This is a genomic window from Solibacillus palustris, from assembly GCF_022549215.1.
GTDB classification, from domain to species: Bacteria; Bacillota; Bacilli; order Bacillales_A; family Planococcaceae; genus Solibacillus; species Solibacillus daqui.
On sequence record NZ_JAKZFC010000003.1, the window covers coordinates 10782 to 32371 of the forward strand.

Genomic DNA, 21590 nt, shown 5'->3' on the forward strand with positions numbered 1-21590 from the left:
TTACTATAAAGCTAAAATTCGTTTAGACTACAAAAGTTTTAATAAAGTGTGCTGAAATACGCTTTGTTTTTAAAATAAAGTCTACTTCATCTAAGGTTGTTTTATTTTTACATAATGAAAATAGCTATTTATATAGGCAGAGCTAACTTTTAATCAAAGATAAAATATTGTATACAGCGTAATATTTTATTGATCACCGCCGCCTCGCGATAGCGCAAGCGGCAACATTGGACTCTTTTAACTATAGAGAAGAAAGTAACATTTTAGTTTGGCGGGCCTTGCATGCGGCATTAAAGACAGTAGTATGGACACGTACCACGTGGCCATAATGCTGTCATGCCGTAGCCCGCCGAAAATAAGTTGACAGCACTTGATCCATTTTTTGTTAGTTAATTTGAGTCTTAGCACTCTCTGAATGCATTTAATATTACATCACACGTTTGAACATTTTTTCTACCTCATAAGATGTAAAATGAATGAGTACCGGGCGCCCATGTGGACAAGTAAATGGATTATCCGCTTTGCGTAAATCTTCAATTAATCGCTGCATTTGCTGCTTATCTAAATAGTGATTTGCCTTAATTGATTTTTTACAACTCATCATAATGGCCGCGTCTTCTCGTAGTTTCTTTATATCTGCTTTACTTGCATTCAATACTTGTTCAATCAGTTCCTCAATAATTTCTTGTTCCTCGCCTTTTGGAAACCAGGTCGGATATTCACGTACAACAAATGACGAATGTCCAAATTCCTCAAGAAACACGCCGACTTCTTCCAGCTGGTGTTTTGATTCTTTTAAACGCAATGCTTCATCCGCTGAATAATGGAATGTGAGCGGCATTAAAAGTGCTTGACGTTCATTAACATTCACTTCACCTACTTTGTCACGGAAAAATTCGTATTTAATCCGTTCTTGTGCAGCATGCTGGTCGATTAAATAAAAGCCATCCTCCATTTGTGCAACGATGTATGTGCCATGAATTTGTCCAACGATCTCAACTTGCGGGAAATGAAGCTTCTCTTTTTTAGGTAATTCTTCTACTTTCAAAGATTCCTCCAAATTTGGCTGAACATTAAATGGCTGGTCAGTTTCTTCAATAAAGGATTCTATTATTTGCTCTTGCATACTTCGCTCGATTGCAGATGGCTGTTTTGTTGGCATAGGTGCATACGGCTCTTTAATAACAATTGGCTCTGAAGATAAGCGCTCAACTATTGAATTCATTTTCGATGCGTCAAAGGTTGGCTCTGATGCTTTTTGTGGATTCCAAATATTCAATTGCTCATTCGTTACTCGTACGGGCTTTTCTTTTTTCTCAGCCAGCGGAATTCGAATTACATTTCGTATTGCTGCACGGATTGTATCTTCAATGAGCTTTAACAATTCAGGCTCCTTACTTAAGCGTACTTGATGCTTCGCTGGGTGCACGTTGACATCTGTTAACTGTGGATCACCTTCCACATACAGTAGCACAATTGGAAATCGCTCAATCGGTAAATACGTATGATAAGCATCGGTAATCGCTTTTTGAATGACAAAGTGCTTCACCCAGCGCCCATTCACAAAGAGTGAAATATAGTTTTTTGATGCACGTGTTACTTCCGGTAAGCTTGCAAAACCGTGAATTTTATAGTCATTATTACTACCTTCAAAGGCTAGCATTTTCTTAGCATTGTGCACGCCATAAATAGCCGCTAGCACTTGTTGTACTTGTCCACGACCGTTTGTTTGTAGCAATGTTTGTCCGTTATGGACAAGTTTTATCGCCACTTCAGGATAGCCAAGCGCAATACGATTAACAAAATCAATCGTATGCCCTAGTTCGGTTTGAATCGTTTTCAAATATTTTAAACGAGCTGGCGTATTGTAAAATAATTGCGCCACCGTAATATCTGTCCCTCGTCGAAGTGCGGTCGGTTTATGCTCTTTTAAATGACCACCCTCTAAATAAAGATGCACCCCACCATCGCCGTCAGACGTCCGCAATGTCAACTTTGAAACCGAGGCAATCGATGCCAATGCCTCACCACGAAAGCCTAATGTTCGAATTCGAAACAAATCCTGTTCTTTTACAATTTTGGATGTAGCATGTCGAGAAAAGGATAAAAGCGCATCTTCTTCGTCCATGCCACTGCCATTATCAACCACTTGAATTGAGCTAAGACCCGCTTCTTCAAGAAAAATTTCAAGTGACGTACTGCCTGCATCAATCGCGTTTTCTACAAGCTCTTTAACAACTGATGATGGGCGTTCTACTACTTCACCGGCCGCAATTTTATTCGATAGCCATTCGTCCATAATTTGAATTTTTCCCATGCGAATCTCCTCCTTAGTTATTTCCTAATAACTTTTGCTGTAATTCATACAGTAACGTCATTGCTTGCATTGGTGTTGTGCCCATCACATTTAATTTCGTTAATGTATCAAGCACTTGTTGCTGTTCAGGTGACAATGTTGGCTCATCACTTAAGCTAAACAACGATAATTGCAATTCATCTTCTGCTACTTTTGTAGGTATTGTTACAACAGACTCAGGTTGCCTTAATTCAACTGCTTGTGCAACTGGCACGAGTTTATCTGAATGTCCTGCTTCAAATTGCGCTAATAGCACACGTGCACGCTGTAAAATTGCTTGTGGCATTTCTGCAAGCTCAGCAACATGTACCCCGTAGCTTTTATCTGCCGCGCCTTTTTTCACCTTGTGTAAAAATACAACACGTCCATCTTGTTCTGTTGCACTTACATGAACATTTTGTAGTCGTTCTAATTCCTGTTCTAAATCCGTTAGCTCATGGTAATGCGTTGAAAACAGTGTATTTGCCCCAATTTCAGTATGAATGTATTCCATCATCGCCTGCGCTAAGCTCATACCATCATATGTTGATGTGCCACGTCCAATTTCATCAAATAGTAGTAAACTCTTTTTCGTTGCGTGAGTGATGGCGTGCTGTGACTCTAACATTTCAACCATAAATGTCGATTGTCCCGCGGCTAAATCATCCGCTGCCCCGATACGAGTGAAAATTTGGTCAGTAATCGGGAGCTCTGCTTCTGCTGCTGGTACATAGCAACCCATTTGCGCTAACACAACAATTAACGCCACTTGTCGCATATAGGTACTTTTACCCGACATATTAGGCCCCGTAATAAGCATCATATTTTTGTCATCTGTTAATATGCAGTCGTTTGGTACATAGCTTTGTTTATTCAGCATTTTTTCTACGACCGGGTGACGACCTTCTACAATTTTTAATGCTCGACCTTCATGAAATAGTGGCTTAGTAAAACGATATTTATCGGTTACCGCCGCAAAACTCATGAGGACATCTAATTCACTGATGGATGCAGCTAGCTTTTGCACGCGTGGAATATACGTTTTTAGTTGATCACGCAATGCAACAAATAAATTATATTCTAACGCTAAACTTTGCTCTTCAGCATTTAAAATAAGCGCTTCTTTTTCTTTTAATTCTTCCGTAATAAAGCGTTCGGCATTCGCTAATGTTTGCTTCCGTTCAAAGCGCGCTAAATCGGTATTGCCTAAGTGTGATTTTGTAATCTCAATATAATAGCCAAACACACGATTATAACCAATCTTTAAATTTTTGATACCTGTTAATTCACGCTCTTTTTGTTCAAGCTGCGCAATCCAATCCTTCCCATTGCGAGAGGCATCTCGGTATTCATCCAATTGCGCATTATAGCCATCACGTATTACATCCCCTTCCTTAATAGAAATCGGCGGATGATCGGTAATGGCATGCGCCAACAATTGTTCAATATCTGCACATACATCTAATTGTTGACCAAGTGCCGTACATTTTTCACGCCCACTATCAATTAATTTTTGTTGAATCATCGGTACTTGGCGCAGTGATTCACGAAGTTGCGCTAAATCACGTCCCCCTACTGAACCAAATGCAACACGACCCGCTAAACGTTCTAAATCATAGACATTTTTTAGTAATTCATTTAATTCTTGACGCAAGAAAAATTCTTCTAAAAATTCCGTCACAACGGTTTGGCGTGCTTCAATCGCTATTTTATTTGCAAGTGGTTGATGCATCCATTGTTTGAGTTTACGTCCCCCCATTGCTGTCACAGTTTCATCTAAAAGCCATAGCAATGTTCCTTTTGAATCACCACCGCGAATAGATTGAATCAACTCTAAATTGCGTTTTGAATTCGTATCAATGCGCAAATAACTATTTGCCTCTGTATACGTAAATGCTTGAATATGTGAAAGTGAACGCATTTGTGTACGCTCTATATATTGTAATAAACGCTTAGCAACGCCTTGCAATTTTACCGGTAATTGTGCCACATAGTTTTCCGCACGGATGCCGTCCATTTCTTCTTTTTCAAGTGACAGCACAATGCCACTTGTTTCTGCGTAATCCGATAATAGCAACTGCAATTGCTCTGTAACGATGACTTCCTTAATGGCATACGCTTGAAGTTGCTGAACCAATTCCTTTGCGCTACCTTCGATAATAGATGTATTCGCTTCTCCAGTCGAAACATCTAAATACGCAAAGGCTAACTCATTTGCCGATAGTTCCTCTGCAGCTGCAATAAAATGATTCGATTTTCCGTCGAGTGCCTTACCCTCCATAATTGTTCCAGGTGTAATCACTTGTACGACTTCACGTTTTACAACACCTTTTGCATTTTTCGGGTCTTCTGTTTGTTCGCATACCGCTACTTTAAAGCCTTTAGCAACGAGTGTTTCAATGTAGCCTTGTGCTGAATGATGCGGCACACCACACATCGGTATAGGATTATCTGTGTTACCTGCACGTGCGGTTAAAGTTATTTCTAATAATTGTGATGCTTTAATAGCGTCCTCAAAAAATAGCTCATAAAAATCGCCTAAACGATAAAATAAAAACGCATCTTGAAAATCTTGTTTAACGAGCAAATATTGCTGCATCATCGGTGTATATGTAGTCATTAATTGTTTCCCTCATTTACTAAACTTGTACTAGTTATTATACCACTAGCTTCGCGATTTTCCTTATGCTCGCTATTAGAAAAACATGACAGACAAAAAAAAACGCTCAAGCACTGAACTGTACTTGAGCAAAATCATTATGAAAATGATGATGAATCAAATTCCGCTTTTTCAGAACTAGCTGACGATGAGGATGAGGAAGAAGATGATGAGCTCGATGCACTTCTAGAATCATGTGAGCTTTCATCATATGACCACTCTTCCTCATAATCTGTTGGATGTACATTGATCACAACAGTTGTTTCTCCGATAATTTCAACTAAAAATTCACGTTCAATTGATACTTGGATCTTATCACCTGATTTTGTAATGATTGCTTCTATACAGTTCGGCTGCTGTAAGACACGCATTTTCACATCGTTAGAATCAACTTCTACTCCATCACGAAAAGATAACTTAATACGATCTTTATAAGCAATCGTTTCCGTATGAACCGCTGTTTTTGAGTGATTACTATACGCATACCAAACATTCACATCAAATTTACCTGTTACATCAACAAATTTACCATTACGCTTTGCTTGGCATTGATGGTTTATAACCCAGCAACCTAAAATACTTGTCGGCGCATTTGGCGGACATAGTAATTCTTTGGATTCGGTTCTCTTTTTCCCCTTCGCTACCACCGCTCTTGTTACAATTTGACGCAAACGCTTCACGAAAACTTCTCTCCTTTCTTAACTATTGCTAATGTATGCGATAAGTGCCTAATTGGTGAAGGAACAAAAACATCATTATCAAATGTTAATTGAACCGAACTTAATCATAACCTTCCTGGCTATAACGGTTGTTTTTGCAACAAAAAAGGAACTACTACATTCCACTGTAGTAGTTCCTTTTTTTTAAACTGGTACTGATTCTTCAAGTAATTTATTTATTTCCTCTAGCGGTAACGGTTTGAAATAATAGTAGCCTTGCCCGGTTTGACAGCCTAGACGTTTTAACTCCTCGTGCTGTTCCTTTGTTTCAATACCTTCAGCTACGGATATCATATTTAAATTTTTTGACAGCTGAATAATCGTTTTAACAACAGCATTCATGCGTGGGTCTGCTAAATTATCGACAAAACTTTTATCTATTTTAATCTCTTCGAATGGTAACTTCTGTAAATAACTTAATGAAGAATAGCCCACGCCAAAATCATCAATGGCTGTATCAATCCCATTCGCTTTCAGTTCATTAATAATTTTTTTAGCGCGCATCACATTATCCAGTTCAATGCTTTCGGTAATTTCAAATTTTATGTACTTAGGGTCTATGTTGTAACTTTCAATTAATGCAATCGAATTTTCGACAAAGCCGGCATTATAGAAATGGCTTGGCGAAATATTGACTGACACTTGATACAGCTTTAAACCTAATGCTACACGTTCTTCTAGCCATTGTAATACTTTTCGTAAAATGGCACGGTCAATTTTATAAATATTGCCCGTATTTTCTGCAACCGGAATAAACACTGCTGGTGATACGAAGCCAATTTCTGATGATACCCATCGAGCTAGCGCCTCAAAGCTTTCGATTTCTCCTGTAGCGATGTTTACTTTTGGTTGTAACATTGGTAAAAACTCATTATTTTTCAAGCCTTTTGTAATATGCGCTAGCACATTCATTTCCTGTTCTACTGATTCAATTTGACTTTGCTCAAAACGTTTAACCACTGTACCTGAAGCCTTCAATGCATTTGATAATGCTATATCTGATTTACGAATTGCATCTATAAATGGCTCATTATCATTAAATGATGCTGTCCCAATTTTTAGTGTCAAATACGTCTCTTTATCATTAATATAGTAAGGCTCAAACAATATATCATCAATTTCTTGCTGGGGAATTCTTACCTGTTGGTTTGTAGAACGACTAGCAACAATAATCGATGAACTCGTATAACGGGCAATGATTGAATCATTAAATGTAGTCAATTTTTGTAAACGACCTGCCAATTGCCTTAATATTTCATCACCAGCTTGTCGCCCTTGTAAATCCACAATATTTTGATATTCACCTGGTGCAATAATACATAAGGCCCCTTCATAGCCATGTTCAATTAAAGACATCATTTTATTTTTGAAATGTTCGAAATTAGTTAATCCCGTTGATGCATCTTGATATATTAATTGACGAATAGCGTTTTTTTGCTCGTAATATTTCACGGCAAGTGTCACAATAGGCACAACTCGATTTAAAAATTTGAAATCTGCTGCCAATGGTTCGGCTTGTTGTTCAAAATATATTGAAAATAATCCAATAATTTTTCCTTCTGTATTTAAGATAGGTTGGCTCCATAACGAAACAAATGGGTGCTTTTCAATAAGTGGTTTAAATATTTTATTGTACTGAGACTCACTTAAGTTTTTAATAATGACTGGTTTTTTAATTGAGGTATTTTCATTAAAAGTTAACCCCACCAATAGCAACTCTTCATCAAGGAAATGTATTTCCTCTGTTAACTCTCCGTAAACATACTTCATACGATTGTAATCATCTACTAAGACAATCGAACTAAAACATTTCTTACCAAATGTAGCACTAACCGTACTACAAATTTTATTCATTATTCGCTCAAACGAATCGCCATTTTCTAAACTAAAGTATACTTCTCTTTCCAGTTCAATCAACGCCTCGACATTTATCGAATCAGTTAAATCCCTCATCATCAGTACGCTATATTGTAATTCACCGAACTGATTATGCATGGGGATTATATTCACTTCATTCCAAAAGGTCGACCCATCTTTACGATAATGTAGCGACGATGTTTTAAATGTTAAACCATTTTCAATACTTTCTTGAATCGCTTCTTCATTTAAAATATCCGTTAGTTGGCCACGTAATTTATCGATCGTCATTCCAATCATGTCATGCTCGTTATAATCTGTCATATGCGAAAAAACATGATTTACAAATTCAATTGTATAGCCCTTTTTTGTATTGACAATAACAATACCTGAATCAAGTTGTCTCGCCATTTGACATAACCAAAAATATAATTCAGCATCACTTAAACTTCGATTATCGAATTCATTCATCTTCCATGTCCTTTCCTTTTTTTCAAACTAATTCAATAGTATAGCAAAAAAACAGGAATTTCGAATGGATAATACCACATCTCTTTATAACTATTTTCACTTAAATTAATTGTATCAAAGTACTAAAGTAACATTTTTTCTAGAACGCAATAAGGTTTATACCATTAAATTTCATAGGTACTATATTATTATCCATTATTAGTAAAATAAGTAACAATGGGTATTTTTATTAAAATTTATCAAAATTTGATAAAAACAGGACAACCCCATAATTTCTCAATAAATATTTTTCATTTATTTGTATAAAAAAAGGCTATTTAAATAAGCACATTTACTTATTTAAATAACCTATTTTATTTATTTTATGAACAAGAACCTGGTACGCTATTACGTACTTTTGAACCTGTTTCTCCTTTTAGTAGATCTCCACCTGTTGAAGCAATGACCTCATTTGTAACTGTATTGGCAATTGCATTTGATACTAATTGCAATAAGTCGTTTACATCTACTTGAGATTGTTTAAACTGTTGTACCACTGGCAATTCGTCGATTTCTTTTTCAATATTTTCGATTTTTGTTTCCATTGTTTTTAATGCGCGTTCTTTCCCTAGGTGCTGGAAGTTAACCGCTTGTTTTTGAAGTGTTTTTAATGATGCGATTTTTTCTCGTACAAATTGATTATCGTTAATTTGCTCTTCAGCCTTTTTGAAAAACTCCACTTCTTCCGTGTTGGCAATCATATGGGCGATTTCTTTTGCTTTCTCTACGATTTCGTCTTTCGTATATACTTTTGTTGTCATTTTACGAATTCCACCTCTTCTTTAACTTCTTCTACAAACTCACCCAGTAATGAGTAAGATTTTGCTTCTAAAATCTTCACTTGCACAAGCTTCCCAATATATTTTGGGTCTGCCTTAAAGTTTACAAGACGGTTTTTACGCGTATAGCCAGCTAAAACGTCATCTCGTCTTTTACTGCTGCCTTCAACTAAAACTTCTACTACTTGACCTTCTAGACCTTTTAATGCTTTAGCAGAAAATTCTTGAACAACTGCATTTAAGCGGTGCAGACGATCTTTCTTTTCTTGATCTGTTACGTTATCAACCATTTTCGCAGCAGGTGTGCCTTCACGTGGCGAGTAAATATAAGTAAATGCCATGTCAAATCCAACTTGGCGATATAAATCAAGCGTTTCCTGGAATTGCTCCTCTGTTTCATTTGGATAACCAACAATGATGTCAGTCGTTAATGTAACATTCGGAATTGCTTCTTTAATTTTATCGACTAATTGTAGGAAATGCTCTCGTGTGTACTTACGGGCCATAATTTTCAAAATTTCATTCGAGCCAGATTGTACTGGTAAGTGAATATGGTCGACTAAGTTTCCACCTTTCGATAACACTTCAATTAAATGATCATCAAAATCACGTGGGTGACTTGTTGTAAAGCGAATACGCGGGATATCAATTTTGCGTAATTCATCCATTAAATCGCCTAAACGATATTCGATGTTTTCAAAGTCTTTGCCGTATGCGTTAACATTTTGACCAAGCAACATAATTTCTTTATATCCTTGTGCTGCTAATTCTCTTACTTCTTGAATTATTTCTTCCGGTCGACGTGAACGCTCTTTACCGCGCGTATATGGAACGATACAGTATGTACAGAATTTGTCACAGCCGTACATAATATTAACCCAAGCTTTAATAGAACCAAGACGTTTTTTCGGTAAGTTTTCGATAACGTCCCCCTCTTTTGACCAAACCTCTACAACAAGCTCTTTTGACATGTAAGCCTCATGTAAAATGTTTGGTAAGCGGTGAATATTATGTGTACCAAATACCATGTCAACATGCTGATACTGCTTTAAAATTTTGTTTACCACTGATTCTTCTTGCGACATACAGCCACAAACACCAATTAGCATTTCTGGGTTTTTACGTTTATATTTTAACAAGAAGCCTAGCTCACCGAACACTTTATTTTCAGCGTTTTCACGAATGGCACATGTATTAAGTAGCACTACATCCGCTTCTTCGATGATTTCAGTTGGTGTGTAGCCAAGCTGCATGAAAATACCAGCCATTACTTCTGTATCATGCTCGTTCATTTGGCAGCCGTAAGTACGAATATAAAACTTACGATCATGTCCCATTCCTAAAAATTTCTCTTCAATATCAAAATCTTTATGGTATTTTACTTCTTCTTTCCCGCGTTTTTTCGCATCTTGCAGTGAAGGAGCTGTAAATACTTTCTCAAAATATTTACTATAGTCTTTTTCTTCTTTTGGTTGTTTAATCTGCTGACTTGCTAGTCGTTGTTCTTCATTCATCGACTATTTGCCCCCTATCATTTATTACAATTACTCATTTCAACATTATAGCGAAATGTAGCTAGCAGTTACAAGTTAGTCGACAAATTGTTTATAACTATTTATGTCATTTGTACGCAAAATTGTAAGAAATGTGACACTTAATTTGATTACTTGTGACCAATTCATTGCATATTGTGCTTCAAACTGATGTTTTGGCAGTTTTATAACATCTTGAAATAACTTTTTTGCATCGAGCTGCTGTTCATTTAAATACGCTAAAAATGCTAAAAACAGTTTGTGGTCCTCTACTGCCAACTCTTTACTTTCTAACAGAGCGTCCATGCGATCTCCTGGCGAATTGGCCCGTTCAAATAACTTCCCTAAACGGAGCTCTAACTTTTCATTTTTATACTGTAAAAAATCAAAAATGTTCGACATGCTGCACCTCCGCAAATTTGGTGGTGATTTTCTTATTAACTGTAGCAGATATAAGTGGTTTTCTCATTAGAAAAGTAAAAGACAGAAAGATTGCCCCTCCTGCCTTCACGTTAATTATTCAATTACTTTTTTTATCGATTTTAGTATCGTGATGAAATGGTGGCATAATCAAATCGTAGATTACGTACAACTGTTTCTTTCTCAACAACTTCCCCTTCTTCTATCTGTAATAACCTCTTTCCAAACATTTAACAGCAAATAGTTTTGTATTACTCGTATCTATATGTTTCTAACTTCTTCACCTTTTAAAATAATTATTTCCTCCAGGCAAATTCAAACGTAAAATACTTCATCAATAGAGACAATTATTCGATTCATTGATCATCCTGCTTAAATTATGAATAATGACACATCAATTGAAACTTAGTAAAACGCAACTTTAAATTGACAGTTTAAGCTCTAACTGATGTATTATATTTAACAACTAAATATTACCAATCACTTGCTTATTATTAAGTTTGAATATTCTAAATGTGGTTATACTAGCGTTTATCGAAAATCGAATTATTATTAAAATTCACTGAAAAGATGTATTTTTAATACTTGTTTATGTCTATTTTGTTAAAGATGTATTTATCATATTGCTTTAAGAAAATAATAGGCCTATATTTATCTCGAAAGGACGTGTTTAGCACATGTTAGATCAACATACAATCGACGTTATTAAATCAACAGTACCAGTTTTAGAAGTACACGGAGTAACAATTACAAAAACCTTTTACCATAATTTATTTAGGGATAATCCAACATTATTAAATATTTTTAACCACACGAATCAGTCAAAAGGTCGTCAACAAACGGCTTTAGCAAACACAGTTTATGCGGCAGCACAACATATAGACAATCTTGAGCCAATCGTACCAGTAGTCGTACAAATTGCACATAAACACGTAAGTTTAGGCGTTTTACCAGAACATTACCCTATTGTCGGTCAATACTTACTTGGCGCTATTAAGGAAGTATTAGGGGATGCAGCTACAGACGAAATCATCGATGCATGGGCAAAAGCTTATGGCGTAATCGCTGACATCTTTATTTCAGTCGAAGAGGATCTTTATAAAGCTGCGGAGAACAACGGTGGCTGGCGTGCATTTAAGCAATTCAAAATTGCACGTAAAGAACAAGAAAGTGCGGATGTAATTTCTTTCTACTTAACACCAACAGATGGCTCAAAAGTACCTGCTTATAAGCCAGGGCAATATGTAACGATCCGTGTCACAGTGCCTGGCGAGGAATATATGTTAAATCGCCAATATACATTATCACAGCCAAGTAATTCACAAGAATTTCGCATTTCTGTAAAACGCGAATCTGAGAATCTTATTAATGGTAAAGTATCAAACTTTTTACATGACACTGAAGTTGGGACAGTCATTGACGTAAGTGCTCCAGCTGGTGTTTTCACATACGAACCAACAAATGCAGCTGTATTATTCATTAGTGGTGGGATTGGTGTTACACCGTTAAACGCAATGTTCCAAACGATAGAAAATAAAGAAAACATAACATTTATTCAATGTGCTCGAAACGAAAAGGTGCTTGCTTTCCACGAAGCAATCCAAAATAAAATGAACACATTAAATGGACCAACTGGTTTACGCAAGCTATTTAGTGCATTCAAAAAAGATAGCAACTCACACCATCAAGTACTGTACTCAGACAACAATGAATACATTAATGCTAGTATTTTGCGTCCAACCTTAACTTCTGATACGCATGTTTACATGTGTGGACCAACACCATTCATGGAGGCGGCTATTAACGCTTTACATGAATGCAATATCCCAGATAGCCAAATTCATTATGAATTCTTCGGTCCTGCGATGCAGTTAAATACAAAGTAAAAGCATCAATGTTAATAATTAGATGGCAAATTTAAAGAAATAGACTAATTGTTAACCTTATCTATAAGATGAAAAATAGGACTGTCCAATAAGTTCCTTTTACAACAAAATCTCTTGAATTTACTAATGCCGAAACGCTGTTAAATCAACGTTTCGGCATTTTGAATTTTGCATAATTCAAGCTACTATTTACATTACAATTTTCTCTTGCCATACGCTAAATGACCATTTTCCAATACAAAATTCACCAAATAGGATTCTTTCCCTAATTTACATACCACTCTTACCTTCTTCAAACTTCGATTATTTCAATTGCTAACTTATTTAAATTTAAATGCTTATATTTCGAAATTCTCGGTAACATGTATTTCTAAAATTCATCGTCATCCCATACTTTTGTTGATGTACCTTAATTTTGAAACCAATACAACTTTTATGACGTAATAGAAACAAGAAGGTAGTTGGATGAAGAAATTATTAGGTGTTATGCTAATTTGCTTAAGTATTATTATCGGATTTAGTAGTGTAGTGAACATTTTCCCTAATATGATCGCGTTACTGCTTGTACTTGGATGCATTAGTATTCCCCTCTATTTGTTTGGACACCTTTTACGAACGAGTCGATATTTGATGAAAGTAAATTGGATAAGATGGATGTCCGCCTATGTATTTGTCATCATCATTATTCCTACACTCTTTTATACATTAATTAATTATGAACAATTGAAGCTACTATACTTTAATAGTGAGCAATATATTTTATTTGAATCCGCTAGTGAACATAATTTAAAAGGTCTTTCACTTGGGTTCATCATGATTCTATTGTTATTAATATCGATTCGATTTTTTAATGATGATATTAAACATATGTGGCTGATCAATATATTTATTTGCATGACGATACTTGTATACGTAGGCTATCAATATATTATGTGGGACGACTATCGTGGAATTCATGAAACTGAAGGATTAGTGAAACATAAATGGACCGGGGATAGATATTCTATACTTTGGACTGAGTTAGATAAGATTACCGTCACGCCCTACATCAAATATGCAAGTATAACGAATACCTCCGACGATACACATATTTAGTAGAAAATGACATTTACCTCTAATTACGGAGAAAGTATTCAATATATTTTCCAAGGTTTATATGAAGAACCTTTACAAAAAGGCTTTCGGGTGAAAGAGATTGCAGCTTTTAATCATATACCGTTTATTGTATCAACATTGAGTGAGAAAGAACGGGATTGGTATGAATTAGAACTGGAGCTAAATAAATTGAAGCGGGAACCTTTTGATTTTTTTTTTGAGGTGGAATAGCAGTTAAGAAAGTGGATTTTGTAGTCTAGAATGTTAAAGTCCTGAAACAAGGAACTAAGTAAAATGTTAGGGGGATGTGATTTGCACGTCAACATTAATCCAAGGTAGTGCTGGACTTCATTATACTTAATGTCCCACAATTCCTTTGCTTTAAAGCAACATTGCGCCTAAAACCATATACGTTGCACTTCACTATTTGCTGTTCCAACAGAGGTTAATTCCCAATTTTTTCGCTTAGTTAAACTAAATACCCATATAAATACATTCAGAATAATTATTTTAAAATTATTCTGAATGCCTTCACTTAACCTCTGGATTGAAAAAAGAAGCTAATCACATCTTTTATGTATAAATTATATTCCAATTCCCCTCATTTTCACCATAACTTTCTCTATCCTTCCTTCCATATCAATTTCATTAAACTTCGGAAGCTTCAACTCACTTACGATTTTTCCGTCGCGCATAAACAAAATGCGCTCTGTCCGTGCCGCAACCTTTACGTCGTGAGTTACAAGCATAATCGCAGTACCTTCTGCGTTTATTTCGGAAAATATGTCCATAATTTCCTGTGAAGTTTGTGAATTAAGCGCCCCGGTAGGCTCATCCCCGAAGATGATTTTCGGTTTGTTCAAAAGTGCACGACATATTCCAGCACGCTGAAGCTGTCCACCTGAAACCTGTGTGATATCGCGCTTTTCAAGCTCTGCAATTCCTACCCTCTTCATAAGTGCTCCTGCCTCCTCCAAAATTGTTGCAACATTTTTTCTGTTGTCGCGCATTGACGGAAGAATAATATTATCCAGAATATTAAGATTTTTCAGCATAGTCGGTTGCTGAAAAACAAATCCCATTTTTGTTCTACGTAAATCTGAAAGCTCATTTTCTCCGACTTCCGATAAGTCTTTGCCATTAAAAACGACCTTTCCTCCATTAACTCTGTCCATTCCACTCAGTGCAAACATCAGTGTTGATTTTCCCGATCCTGAAGGTCCCATAACCGCAACGAACTCGCCTTCATTTATTTCAACGGACACTTCATCGAGAACATTGCGCTGCTCATCACCCTCGCCAAAAGATTTTACTATACGATCTCCGAGAATAATCTTCTTCATATGACTACTCCTTTATATTTTCTGAAATTTTTATTTGCCCTGTGACCGATACGCCGATTATTGTTGCAATAAGTACAGCGCATATCATCAATAGCGGACTAAACAGATATGCCGAAAGTGAATTTACTTCAAAATTAAAAATTGCTGCTCCAAACGAAGAAATAATCGCGCCAGCAAGTACTTCTCCTAGAGTATTGGCTAGAAGCGTACCAAGAACAATGCCAACAATTAAAACGAAAAACGAACGTGAAATATACTGCTTCTTAATATCGGAATTCGTAAAACCGAATGCTTTCATTGCGGCAATGGAATATCTGTCCTTTGTGATAAGCATTTTCATAAATAATAGTGTTACTAGCACTGTAATTATTAGCGCAATGGCAACTGCGACAATTGAAGCCTCTCTGACTGAACTTATTGTCGAGCCGAATGTTTGTGCAACAAATTCATCAATATCAGAAACCTTCGCAAAATCAAACTTGTATGTATATTCCAAAGTTCTTCCATCGACAAGAGATTTATCAGATAGTTCCGCACAAATAATGCTCCACATAATATCCGCAGATTTGGCAGTAAAAACAGCCTTTGCAGTTTTGCCACCATTGGTAATATCAGAGTAAATTCCGCTTATTGTGAATTTCTTCTCTTCTCCTTCAATTACTAGAATAATTGCATCACCAACCTTTTTACTCAATTCATCGGCGTTCAAAGCTGAAAGTGCAATTTCGTTTGTTACGTTGGGAGCTCTACCTTCAGAATATTCAATAGGGAATATCGAATGGTCGCCAAGTTCAATTTTTATATTTTCCTCTGATCCGTCCCCCATTTTTACTTTGAATGTTTTAGTTGTAAGGATAGCATACTTTGAAATGGCACTGTCACTGTTTATCATCTTTACAATTTCAGCAGATTTTTCAGAAATATTATCGGTTTGCTGAATATCTATGCGCATATCGTAATCACCAATCCCCATATATTGGATGAAACTTTTAGAGGAAATCGTATTGTGCACGTTTTGCGGAACAATAATGATAAATGCCGACATCAACAGCACCGTTAGCATTGTGGCGTAAAGCCTCTTCCTTGAAAGAACATCTTGAATACCAAGAAAAATATTTGTATTAAGCAGCCTGTTTTTACTTAGGACAAAACGTTTTATGCTCGATTTTTTCTCCAAAGAAGTGCCAAAGCGTATTGCTTCCGCAGCGGAAATTTTCCGAAACCGTCTCAACATTCCACTTACATAGGCGATAATTGAAAGGCATACTAGCAATATACCAAGTATTCCAAAAAGCAAGGCAGAAGAGGAATTTTCACTTTCCCCCATATAAAGTCGGATATTTTCAAGAAGCTTATCTTTGAACATAATCGAAAGTACAAAACCGAGGATACTACCTACCACTGCAATCGTTGCGTATTTCGCAATGTAAATCTTTTTTATGTCCGAAACACGCAGCCCAATTGCCTTCAATACGCCAATTTCATGGTAGTCGTCTTCAATTTTTGCTAGGAGCGTAAAGCGTATGCACATAAATGCGATTGCAACGACAAGTGCACTTATTAGAAGTATAACTGCTATCATCATGCCATCGGAAAGTGCGTTAATCATTTTTATAAGTGAATATGTAATCGTTGGCCCATTCGCTTCAAGCCCTGCTGAGGCATAAGCTGTTTCAAATGTGCCGAGCTCCGACAATTCTTTTAATCTAAACTCAATCAAATACTCTATACTTCCAGCGTTCTTTATATCAATGTAATCATTTTCACTAACAAGAAATCTCTTTGAGGCGGAAAGCGAGGAATTCATCTGCGAATCACGTAGAAACCCCTTAACTATAAATTCCTTTCCGCTTATTACTGCTTTGTCACCGACCTTTGCCTTTCCGTCCTTCATATAACTTATTGGTACGTAGAGTTCGCTATCCGATACGTTTATGATGTTTCCTTCAAGATCAAGAAGATAATCAAATTTTTCGCTTTGTATACTGAAACCGTTATCCTGAACACTATTTGCAAGCGAACTATCTCCGAGAATAATTTTCGCACCGTCCATATTGAGAAATTCAATTACTTGAAAATCATCGACATTATTATTTTTCTCCGCAAAAGATGTTAGCCGCGCAATATCAACTTCACCCGAATGCATCTGCATAAAGTGAGGAGTTTTAGCTTGTTTCATAAGCGTATCTAGCGCCCCAGAAAGATTAATAACGAGTATCGCTGCGAGCGAAACAAGCATAGTCGAAGTGGCAATAAATATCATTGTTGTAAGTGTAATTACTTTGCTCTTTAAAATGTCATTGCGGATTATTCTTTTATACATAATTCACCCCTATTTTTTACTTATTAACCTTTTTCAAGTTGTACACAATTATTGAAATAATAAATTATTCTTTACTTCTTTAATTTTTACTGTCAAACATTTGCATAACAATGGATATTAGACTTCCACTTTCAGTACCAAGTATTCTTTCTATGTTGAAAATAAATGCCTGCATCCTTTTACCGCGTTCTTCATTCGTCATCTCAACCATATCATCATCAAAAACGGTATTCATATATACGACAACCATTTCCATGCATTCATATGGGAATGGTGTATTGAAAACGCCTTGTTCAATGCCCTCGCATATTATTTCCGTTAATATAGGAGGAACACCGTTGATTATGACCTTTTGTATTTTTTGATGCATAAGCGCGTTTTGTGGCTTGTGAATATGCTCCATAATTTCCTTACTGCTGCCACCACTTAGGTTCAAAGCCATTACAACCCCAATAATACGTTCGTTTAAGGTGATGCTCTTATCTGCACCTATTTTCTGTGCAGCACTTAAAAGGCGATCACTATATCGCTCAATCAGCGCATCCATAATATCCTCCTTTGACTTAAAGTGATAATATAGCGTGCCTCGAGCAATACCAACTTTTTCGAGAATATCGTTTGTACTTGTGCCGTCAAATCCCTTTTGACTAAAAAGTTCATCCGCCACGTCAAGTATTTCGTGCCTACGTTCCTTCGCTTCTTTTCTCATATAAGCTCCCTCCTATAGACCGACTGCCTGTCTATAATGTTATAGCACTTCCAAAAAACTGTCAATATAATTTTCAGATCCTTTCCAATCTAATAATATCGATTGTTTTCGACTTCCCAATACCTTTCTATGCTTTTATTGAATAATGAATCGGAAGAAGTGCTTAATTAGATTAATAGCTGTTAAATATGATTAATGAAAAAACATCAGTAAAATGCTTAGTACACTTTTACTGATGCTTCCATTCAATATATTTTCCTATCCTTTTTAATTGATCAAGCAGCTTTTTATTAGCAAACATATTTGTCCAAAGATGACAATCAATCTCCCCTACCTTAAAGGTTCTTTCATATTATTTCGCTTCCCTTACATAAAAACGACCACTAATTAGATACATTAGCGTAATAAAAATATAAATAGCTAACGTAATACCTGTTACGATAATAGATGTTGTGAAAATAATACCAATCAGGATTGCACTTAAAGCAATAATCGCTATCCAAGTTGTATAAGGGAACCATTTTACGGCATAGGCACTTGTTTTTTCTGACTGTTTTTTACGTGATTTTACATGGGCAATCGCTATGATTAACCAAATGAATAATACAGTGTATCCTAATGAACCCATTAGAAACTCAAATGTTTTTTCTCCTGCAAATAACGAAATAATTACACCCGTAAACATTGCTAACGTACACATCAATATGGCATACACTGGGACTTTTCGTTTCGATAAATAACCAAATATTTTAGGAATACGCCCGTCCATAGCTTGTGTATATAGCACGCGTGATGAACCATATAAGCCTGAGTTCATAGATGAAACAATTGCAAGTATTACTACTGCATTCATTATATGATCCGCGCCTGGTATCCCAATCATTTTAAATACCATGACAAATGGACTTTCCGGTACCCCGTTTACTTCATTCCAAGGTATTAAACTAACAATAATAAAGAAAGGTAGTAAATAGAATGTAATAATACGTACTAATGTACTACGAACGGCTTTTGGGACCGCTTTTTCAGGATTTTTTGTTTCAGCTAACGTAATACCAATAATTTCAGTGCCCCCATATGAGTAAATTACTACAAGCATTGCAGCAATTAAGCCGGTTGGTCCATTTGGTAAAAACCCACCGTGATCCGTTAAGTTAGAAAACCCAACAGCAGTATGATTGCCAAATGTGACAAGTAGTAGCACTAACCCTGCGATAATGAACACGATAATAACGGAAATTTTAATTAACGCAAGCCAAAATTCCGTTTCGGCAAAAATTTTCACTGAAAATAAGTTGATCGCTGTAACGAAAATAGCAACCGTTAATGCAAGTATCCAAATCGGATATTGTGGTAGCCAATATTGAATAAAAATGGCCGCAACGACCGATTCAGCTGCAATATTTAAAACCCACATTTTCCAATAAATCCAGTCTAAAAAATATGCAGGATATTTTCCTAAAATTGATTGTACTAAATCGCTAAATGTTCTTGCTTCGCTATTACGAACGGACATTTCCGCTAAGCCTTGCATCACAAATAACAGAATAATACCGCCTAATAAATACGCAATTAGTACGGCTGGACCGGCCATATCAATGGCTGCACTACTTCCTTTAAATAATCCTGCGCCAATCGCCCCGCCTAATGCCATCATCGTAATATGACGTGAGGTCATTGTTCTCTGTAATTTCTTGTTGCTATTTCCCATGTTTTTTCCTCCTAAAATCATCTATACCTCGGCGTATTCATTAACATCCGCCCGGAGATCAATTACGCCGTGGCGTAATTGCGTCCAGATTTTTTTAAAGCTCGTTTGAAAAACTCCCCTAAAAGGGGTTTGAACCCTCACTGAACAGAAATTACATATTTGGCATTCCTCCCCCACGTGTAGAAGTAGGGGACTTCTGCTGAAACAACTAAAAAAAGGCATATCGTCTCTTCCTTCATTATCAAATGAAAAAAGAGACGATATGCCCTTAGCAAACCGCGGTACCACTCTTATTGGTCCTTCATGAACCCTACTTTAAAACCTGGTAACGAAGGTTAATCGTTAATGCAAATTCGAATCATCTCGATGTTCTATTTACATTACCACTCCTAGGTAAGTTCAAAGTATTATTGGACTGCGTTGCACCAACCCGCAGCTCTCTAAACCGAATAATTTGCTTTTACTACTCCTATTCTTTGCGTTTTCAATATTAATTTTAAATTTTTCATGAATATCTCATCCTATATGGAAATATCTCGAATTACAATTACCGCCCATAAAAAGCAATCAAACTTCTGCTTGTCTTTTTTACTTTCTAAAATCAAAAAAAGCATATCGTCTCTTCCATCATTATCTAATGAAAAAAGAGACGATATGCCTTTAGCAAACCGCGGTACCACTCTAATTGGCTCCTCTTGAACCCTACTTTTAAACCTGGTAACGAAGGTTAATCGTTAATGCAAATCGAATCTTTTCACCATTCTATTTACACTACCACTCCTAGGTAAGTTCAAAGTATTATTGGACTGCGTTGCACCAACCCGCAGCTCTCTAAACCGAATAATTTGCTTTTACTACTCCTACTCTTTGCGTTTACTAAACTAATATTTTTAATTGTTTAACTAATATCCAACACTATACGTTCCTGTTTTATCTTTGTCAATACTTTATTTCGCAATAATCGATTAATATTAATACACAACAAAGAGATTCTGTTCCTGAACAATTTGGTACACTTGATAAAGAAGGTAATGCTATCACACTTATTAAAAAAACTTATTAAAGATCATAATATTAACAAGTACCATTTATTTCAGAATGAAGGACCTAACTGATTGAAGATTCACTTTATGGATGGATAATCACTTGTGTCCCTATTGGAACAATACTTGCTAACTCCTCAACATCTTTATTATGCATACGAATACAGCCATGTGATACTGCATGACCTATGGAGCTAGGATCATTTGTTCCATGAATACCGTAATGTTCTTTCGATAAACTCATCCACATTGTACCGAATGGACCACCTGGATTTGGTTCCTTGTTGACAATAATGAAATTCCCAAATGGTGTTTCAGTAAGCATTTTTCCTACGGCAATAGGATATTGCTTTTGAAGCACACCATCTTTAAATAAACGTAACCAGCGATTATTTACGGAAATCTCTATTTGAAAAGGTGTCGAGTTAGGAAAACCCGGGATAATTATTTGCTGTCCAATATAAAGAACATCTGGATTAATCCCTTGATTTGCATAAATGATGGCCGATAATGGTGTCCTAAAATCTCTAGCTATTTGGGACAATGTATCCCCTGCTTTTACCGTATAAATCAATATTATCATCTCCAAAACCTAAGTAGTTACTGTATATTATGCACTGGTTGAAAAATGGATTAACGGTTTATGATAGTAGTTGTAACAATAAGCTT

General features: G+C 36.2%; 15 protein-coding genes and 2 other annotated features. Of the genes, 3 read left to right on the forward strand and 12 right to left on the reverse strand.

Features of this window, described 5'->3' with window-relative positions:
• Positions 1–427: 427 nt before the first annotated feature.
• From mutL to LZ480_RS09550, 7 genes are all read right to left on the reverse strand, one after another.
• Positions 428–2317, reverse strand: a complete 1890-nt coding sequence (gene mutL, locus LZ480_RS09520) for a DNA mismatch repair endonuclease MutL (RefSeq protein ID WP_241369192.1) — start codon at positions 2315–2317, stop codon at positions 428–430.
• Between the two features lie 13 nt (positions 2318–2330).
• The gene (gene mutS / locus LZ480_RS09525; RefSeq protein WP_241369193.1) at positions 2331–4955 is read right to left on the reverse strand and encodes a DNA mismatch repair protein MutS; all 2625 of its coding nucleotides are present in this window, start codon (positions 4953–4955) and stop codon (positions 2331–2333) included.
• A gap of 137 nt (positions 4956–5092) precedes the next feature.
• Positions 5093–5674 (reverse strand): outer spore coat protein CotE, encoded by a 582-nt coding sequence (gene cotE / locus LZ480_RS09530; RefSeq protein WP_241369194.1) that lies wholly within the window; start codon positions 5672–5674, stop codon positions 5093–5095.
• Between the two features lie 183 nt (positions 5675–5857).
• The gene (locus tag LZ480_RS09535) at positions 5858–8041 is read right to left on the reverse strand and encodes a bifunctional diguanylate cyclase/phosphodiesterase (protein ID WP_241369195.1); all 2184 of its coding nucleotides are present in this window, start codon (positions 8039–8041) and stop codon (positions 5858–5860) included.
• A gap of 362 nt (positions 8042–8403) precedes the next feature.
• Positions 8404–8841: a RicAFT regulatory complex protein RicA family protein gene (locus LZ480_RS09540; protein ID WP_241369197.1), complete on the reverse strand. Its 438-nt coding sequence runs from the start codon at positions 8839–8841 to the stop codon at positions 8404–8406.
• The gene (miaB, locus tag LZ480_RS09545) at positions 8838–10373 is read right to left on the reverse strand and encodes a tRNA (N6-isopentenyl adenosine(37)-C2)-methylthiotransferase MiaB (protein WP_241369199.1); all 1536 of its coding nucleotides are present in this window, start codon (positions 10371–10373) and stop codon (positions 8838–8840) included. Before miaB ends, LZ480_RS09540 begins: the two co-directional genes overlap by 4 nt.
• 75 nt (positions 10374–10448) lie before the next feature.
• Positions 10449–10793 (reverse strand): hypothetical protein, encoded by a 345-nt coding sequence (locus LZ480_RS09550; RefSeq protein ID WP_241369200.1) that lies wholly within the window; start codon positions 10791–10793, stop codon positions 10449–10451.
• A 695-nt stretch (positions 10794–11488) separates the two neighbouring features.
• Here LZ480_RS09550 and hmpA point away from each other — a divergent pair.
• The 3 genes from hmpA (at position 11489) to LZ480_RS09565 (ending at position 14023) form a co-directional block, all read left to right on the forward strand.
• Positions 11489–12697, forward strand: coding sequence for an NO-inducible flavohemoprotein (gene hmpA, locus LZ480_RS09555; RefSeq protein WP_241369201.1), 1209 nt, complete (start codon positions 11489–11491; stop codon positions 12695–12697).
• A gap of 465 nt (positions 12698–13162) precedes the next feature.
• On the forward strand, positions 13163–13792 hold the full coding sequence (locus LZ480_RS09560) for a hypothetical protein (protein ID WP_241369202.1): 630 nt from the start codon (positions 13163–13165) through the stop codon (positions 13790–13792).
• A 90-nt stretch (positions 13793–13882) separates the two neighbouring features.
• Positions 13883–14023: a hypothetical protein gene (locus LZ480_RS09565; RefSeq protein WP_241369203.1), complete on the forward strand. Its 141-nt coding sequence runs from the start codon at positions 13883–13885 to the stop codon at positions 14021–14023.
• A gap of 353 nt (positions 14024–14376) precedes the next feature.
• Here LZ480_RS09565 and LZ480_RS09570 read toward each other — a convergent pair whose 3' ends face one another.
• The 5 genes from LZ480_RS09570 to LZ480_RS09590 all read right to left on the reverse strand — a co-directional run bounded on the left by LZ480_RS09570 (position 14377) and on the right by LZ480_RS09590 (position 21495).
• Positions 14377–15135 (reverse strand): ABC transporter ATP-binding protein, encoded by a 759-nt coding sequence (locus tag LZ480_RS09570; RefSeq protein ID WP_241369204.1) that lies wholly within the window; start codon positions 15133–15135, stop codon positions 14377–14379.
• 4 nt (positions 15136–15139) lie between these two features.
• Positions 15140–17458: an ABC transporter permease gene (locus LZ480_RS09575; RefSeq protein ID WP_241369205.1), complete on the reverse strand. Its 2319-nt coding sequence runs from the start codon at positions 17456–17458 to the stop codon at positions 15140–15142.
• A gap of 79 nt (positions 17459–17537) precedes the next feature.
• On the reverse strand, positions 17538–18167 hold the full coding sequence (locus tag LZ480_RS09580; RefSeq protein WP_241369206.1) for a TetR/AcrR family transcriptional regulator: 630 nt from the start codon (positions 18165–18167) through the stop codon (positions 17538–17540).
• Positions 18168–18519: 352 nt separating this feature from the next.
• Positions 18520–19878, reverse strand: a complete 1359-nt coding sequence (locus tag LZ480_RS09585) for an amino acid permease (protein WP_241369207.1) — start codon at positions 19876–19878, stop codon at positions 18520–18522.
• Between the two features lie 250 nt (positions 19879–20128).
• Positions 20129–20364, reverse strand: a binding site (T-box leader).
• A 156-nt stretch (positions 20365–20520) separates the two neighbouring features.
• Positions 20521–20755: a binding site (T-box leader), on the reverse strand.
• A 251-nt stretch (positions 20756–21006) separates the two neighbouring features.
• The gene (locus LZ480_RS09590; protein ID WP_241369208.1) at positions 21007–21495 is read right to left on the reverse strand and encodes a L,D-transpeptidase family protein; all 489 of its coding nucleotides are present in this window, start codon (positions 21493–21495) and stop codon (positions 21007–21009) included.
• Positions 21496–21590 lie beyond the last annotated feature (95 nt).

Bases quoted from the DNA above. Each gene is read 5' to 3' on its own strand.
- mutL (WP_241369192.1), bottom strand. From the start codon at position 2,317: ATGGGAAAAATTCAAATTATGGACGAATGGCTATCGAATAAAATTGCG.
- mutS (WP_241369193.1), bottom strand. From the start codon at position 4,955: ATGACTACATATACACCGATGATGCAGCAATATTTGCTCGTTAAACAA.
- LZ480_RS09535 (WP_241369195.1), bottom strand. From the start codon at position 8,041: ATGAATGAATTCGATAATCGAAGTTTAAGTGATGCTGAATTATATTTT.
- LZ480_RS09540 (WP_241369197.1), bottom strand. From the start codon at position 8,841: ATGACAACAAAAGTATATACGAAAGACGAAATCGTAGAGAAAGCAAAA.
- miaB (WP_241369199.1), bottom strand. From the start codon at position 10,373: ATGAATGAAGAACAACGACTAGCAAGTCAGCAGATTAAACAACCAAAA.
- LZ480_RS09550 (WP_241369200.1), bottom strand. From the start codon at position 10,793: ATGTCGAACATTTTTGATTTTTTACAGTATAAAAATGAAAAGTTAGAG.
- hmpA (WP_241369201.1), top strand. From the start codon at position 11,489: ATGTTAGATCAACATACAATCGACGTTATTAAATCAACAGTACCAGTT.
- LZ480_RS09560 (WP_241369202.1), top strand. From the start codon at position 13,163: ATGAAGAAATTATTAGGTGTTATGCTAATTTGCTTAAGTATTATTATC.
- LZ480_RS09570 (WP_241369204.1), bottom strand. From the start codon at position 15,135: ATGAAGAAGATTATTCTCGGAGATCGTATAGTAAAATCTTTTGGCGAG.
- LZ480_RS09575 (WP_241369205.1), bottom strand. From the start codon at position 17,458: ATGTATAAAAGAATAATCCGCAATGACATTTTAAAGAGCAAAGTAATT.
- LZ480_RS09580 (WP_241369206.1), bottom strand. From the start codon at position 18,167: ATGAGAAAAGAAGCGAAGGAACGTAGGCACGAAATACTTGACGTGGCG.
- LZ480_RS09585 (WP_241369207.1), bottom strand. From the start codon at position 19,878: ATGGGAAATAGCAACAAGAAATTACAGAGAACAATGACCTCACGTCAT.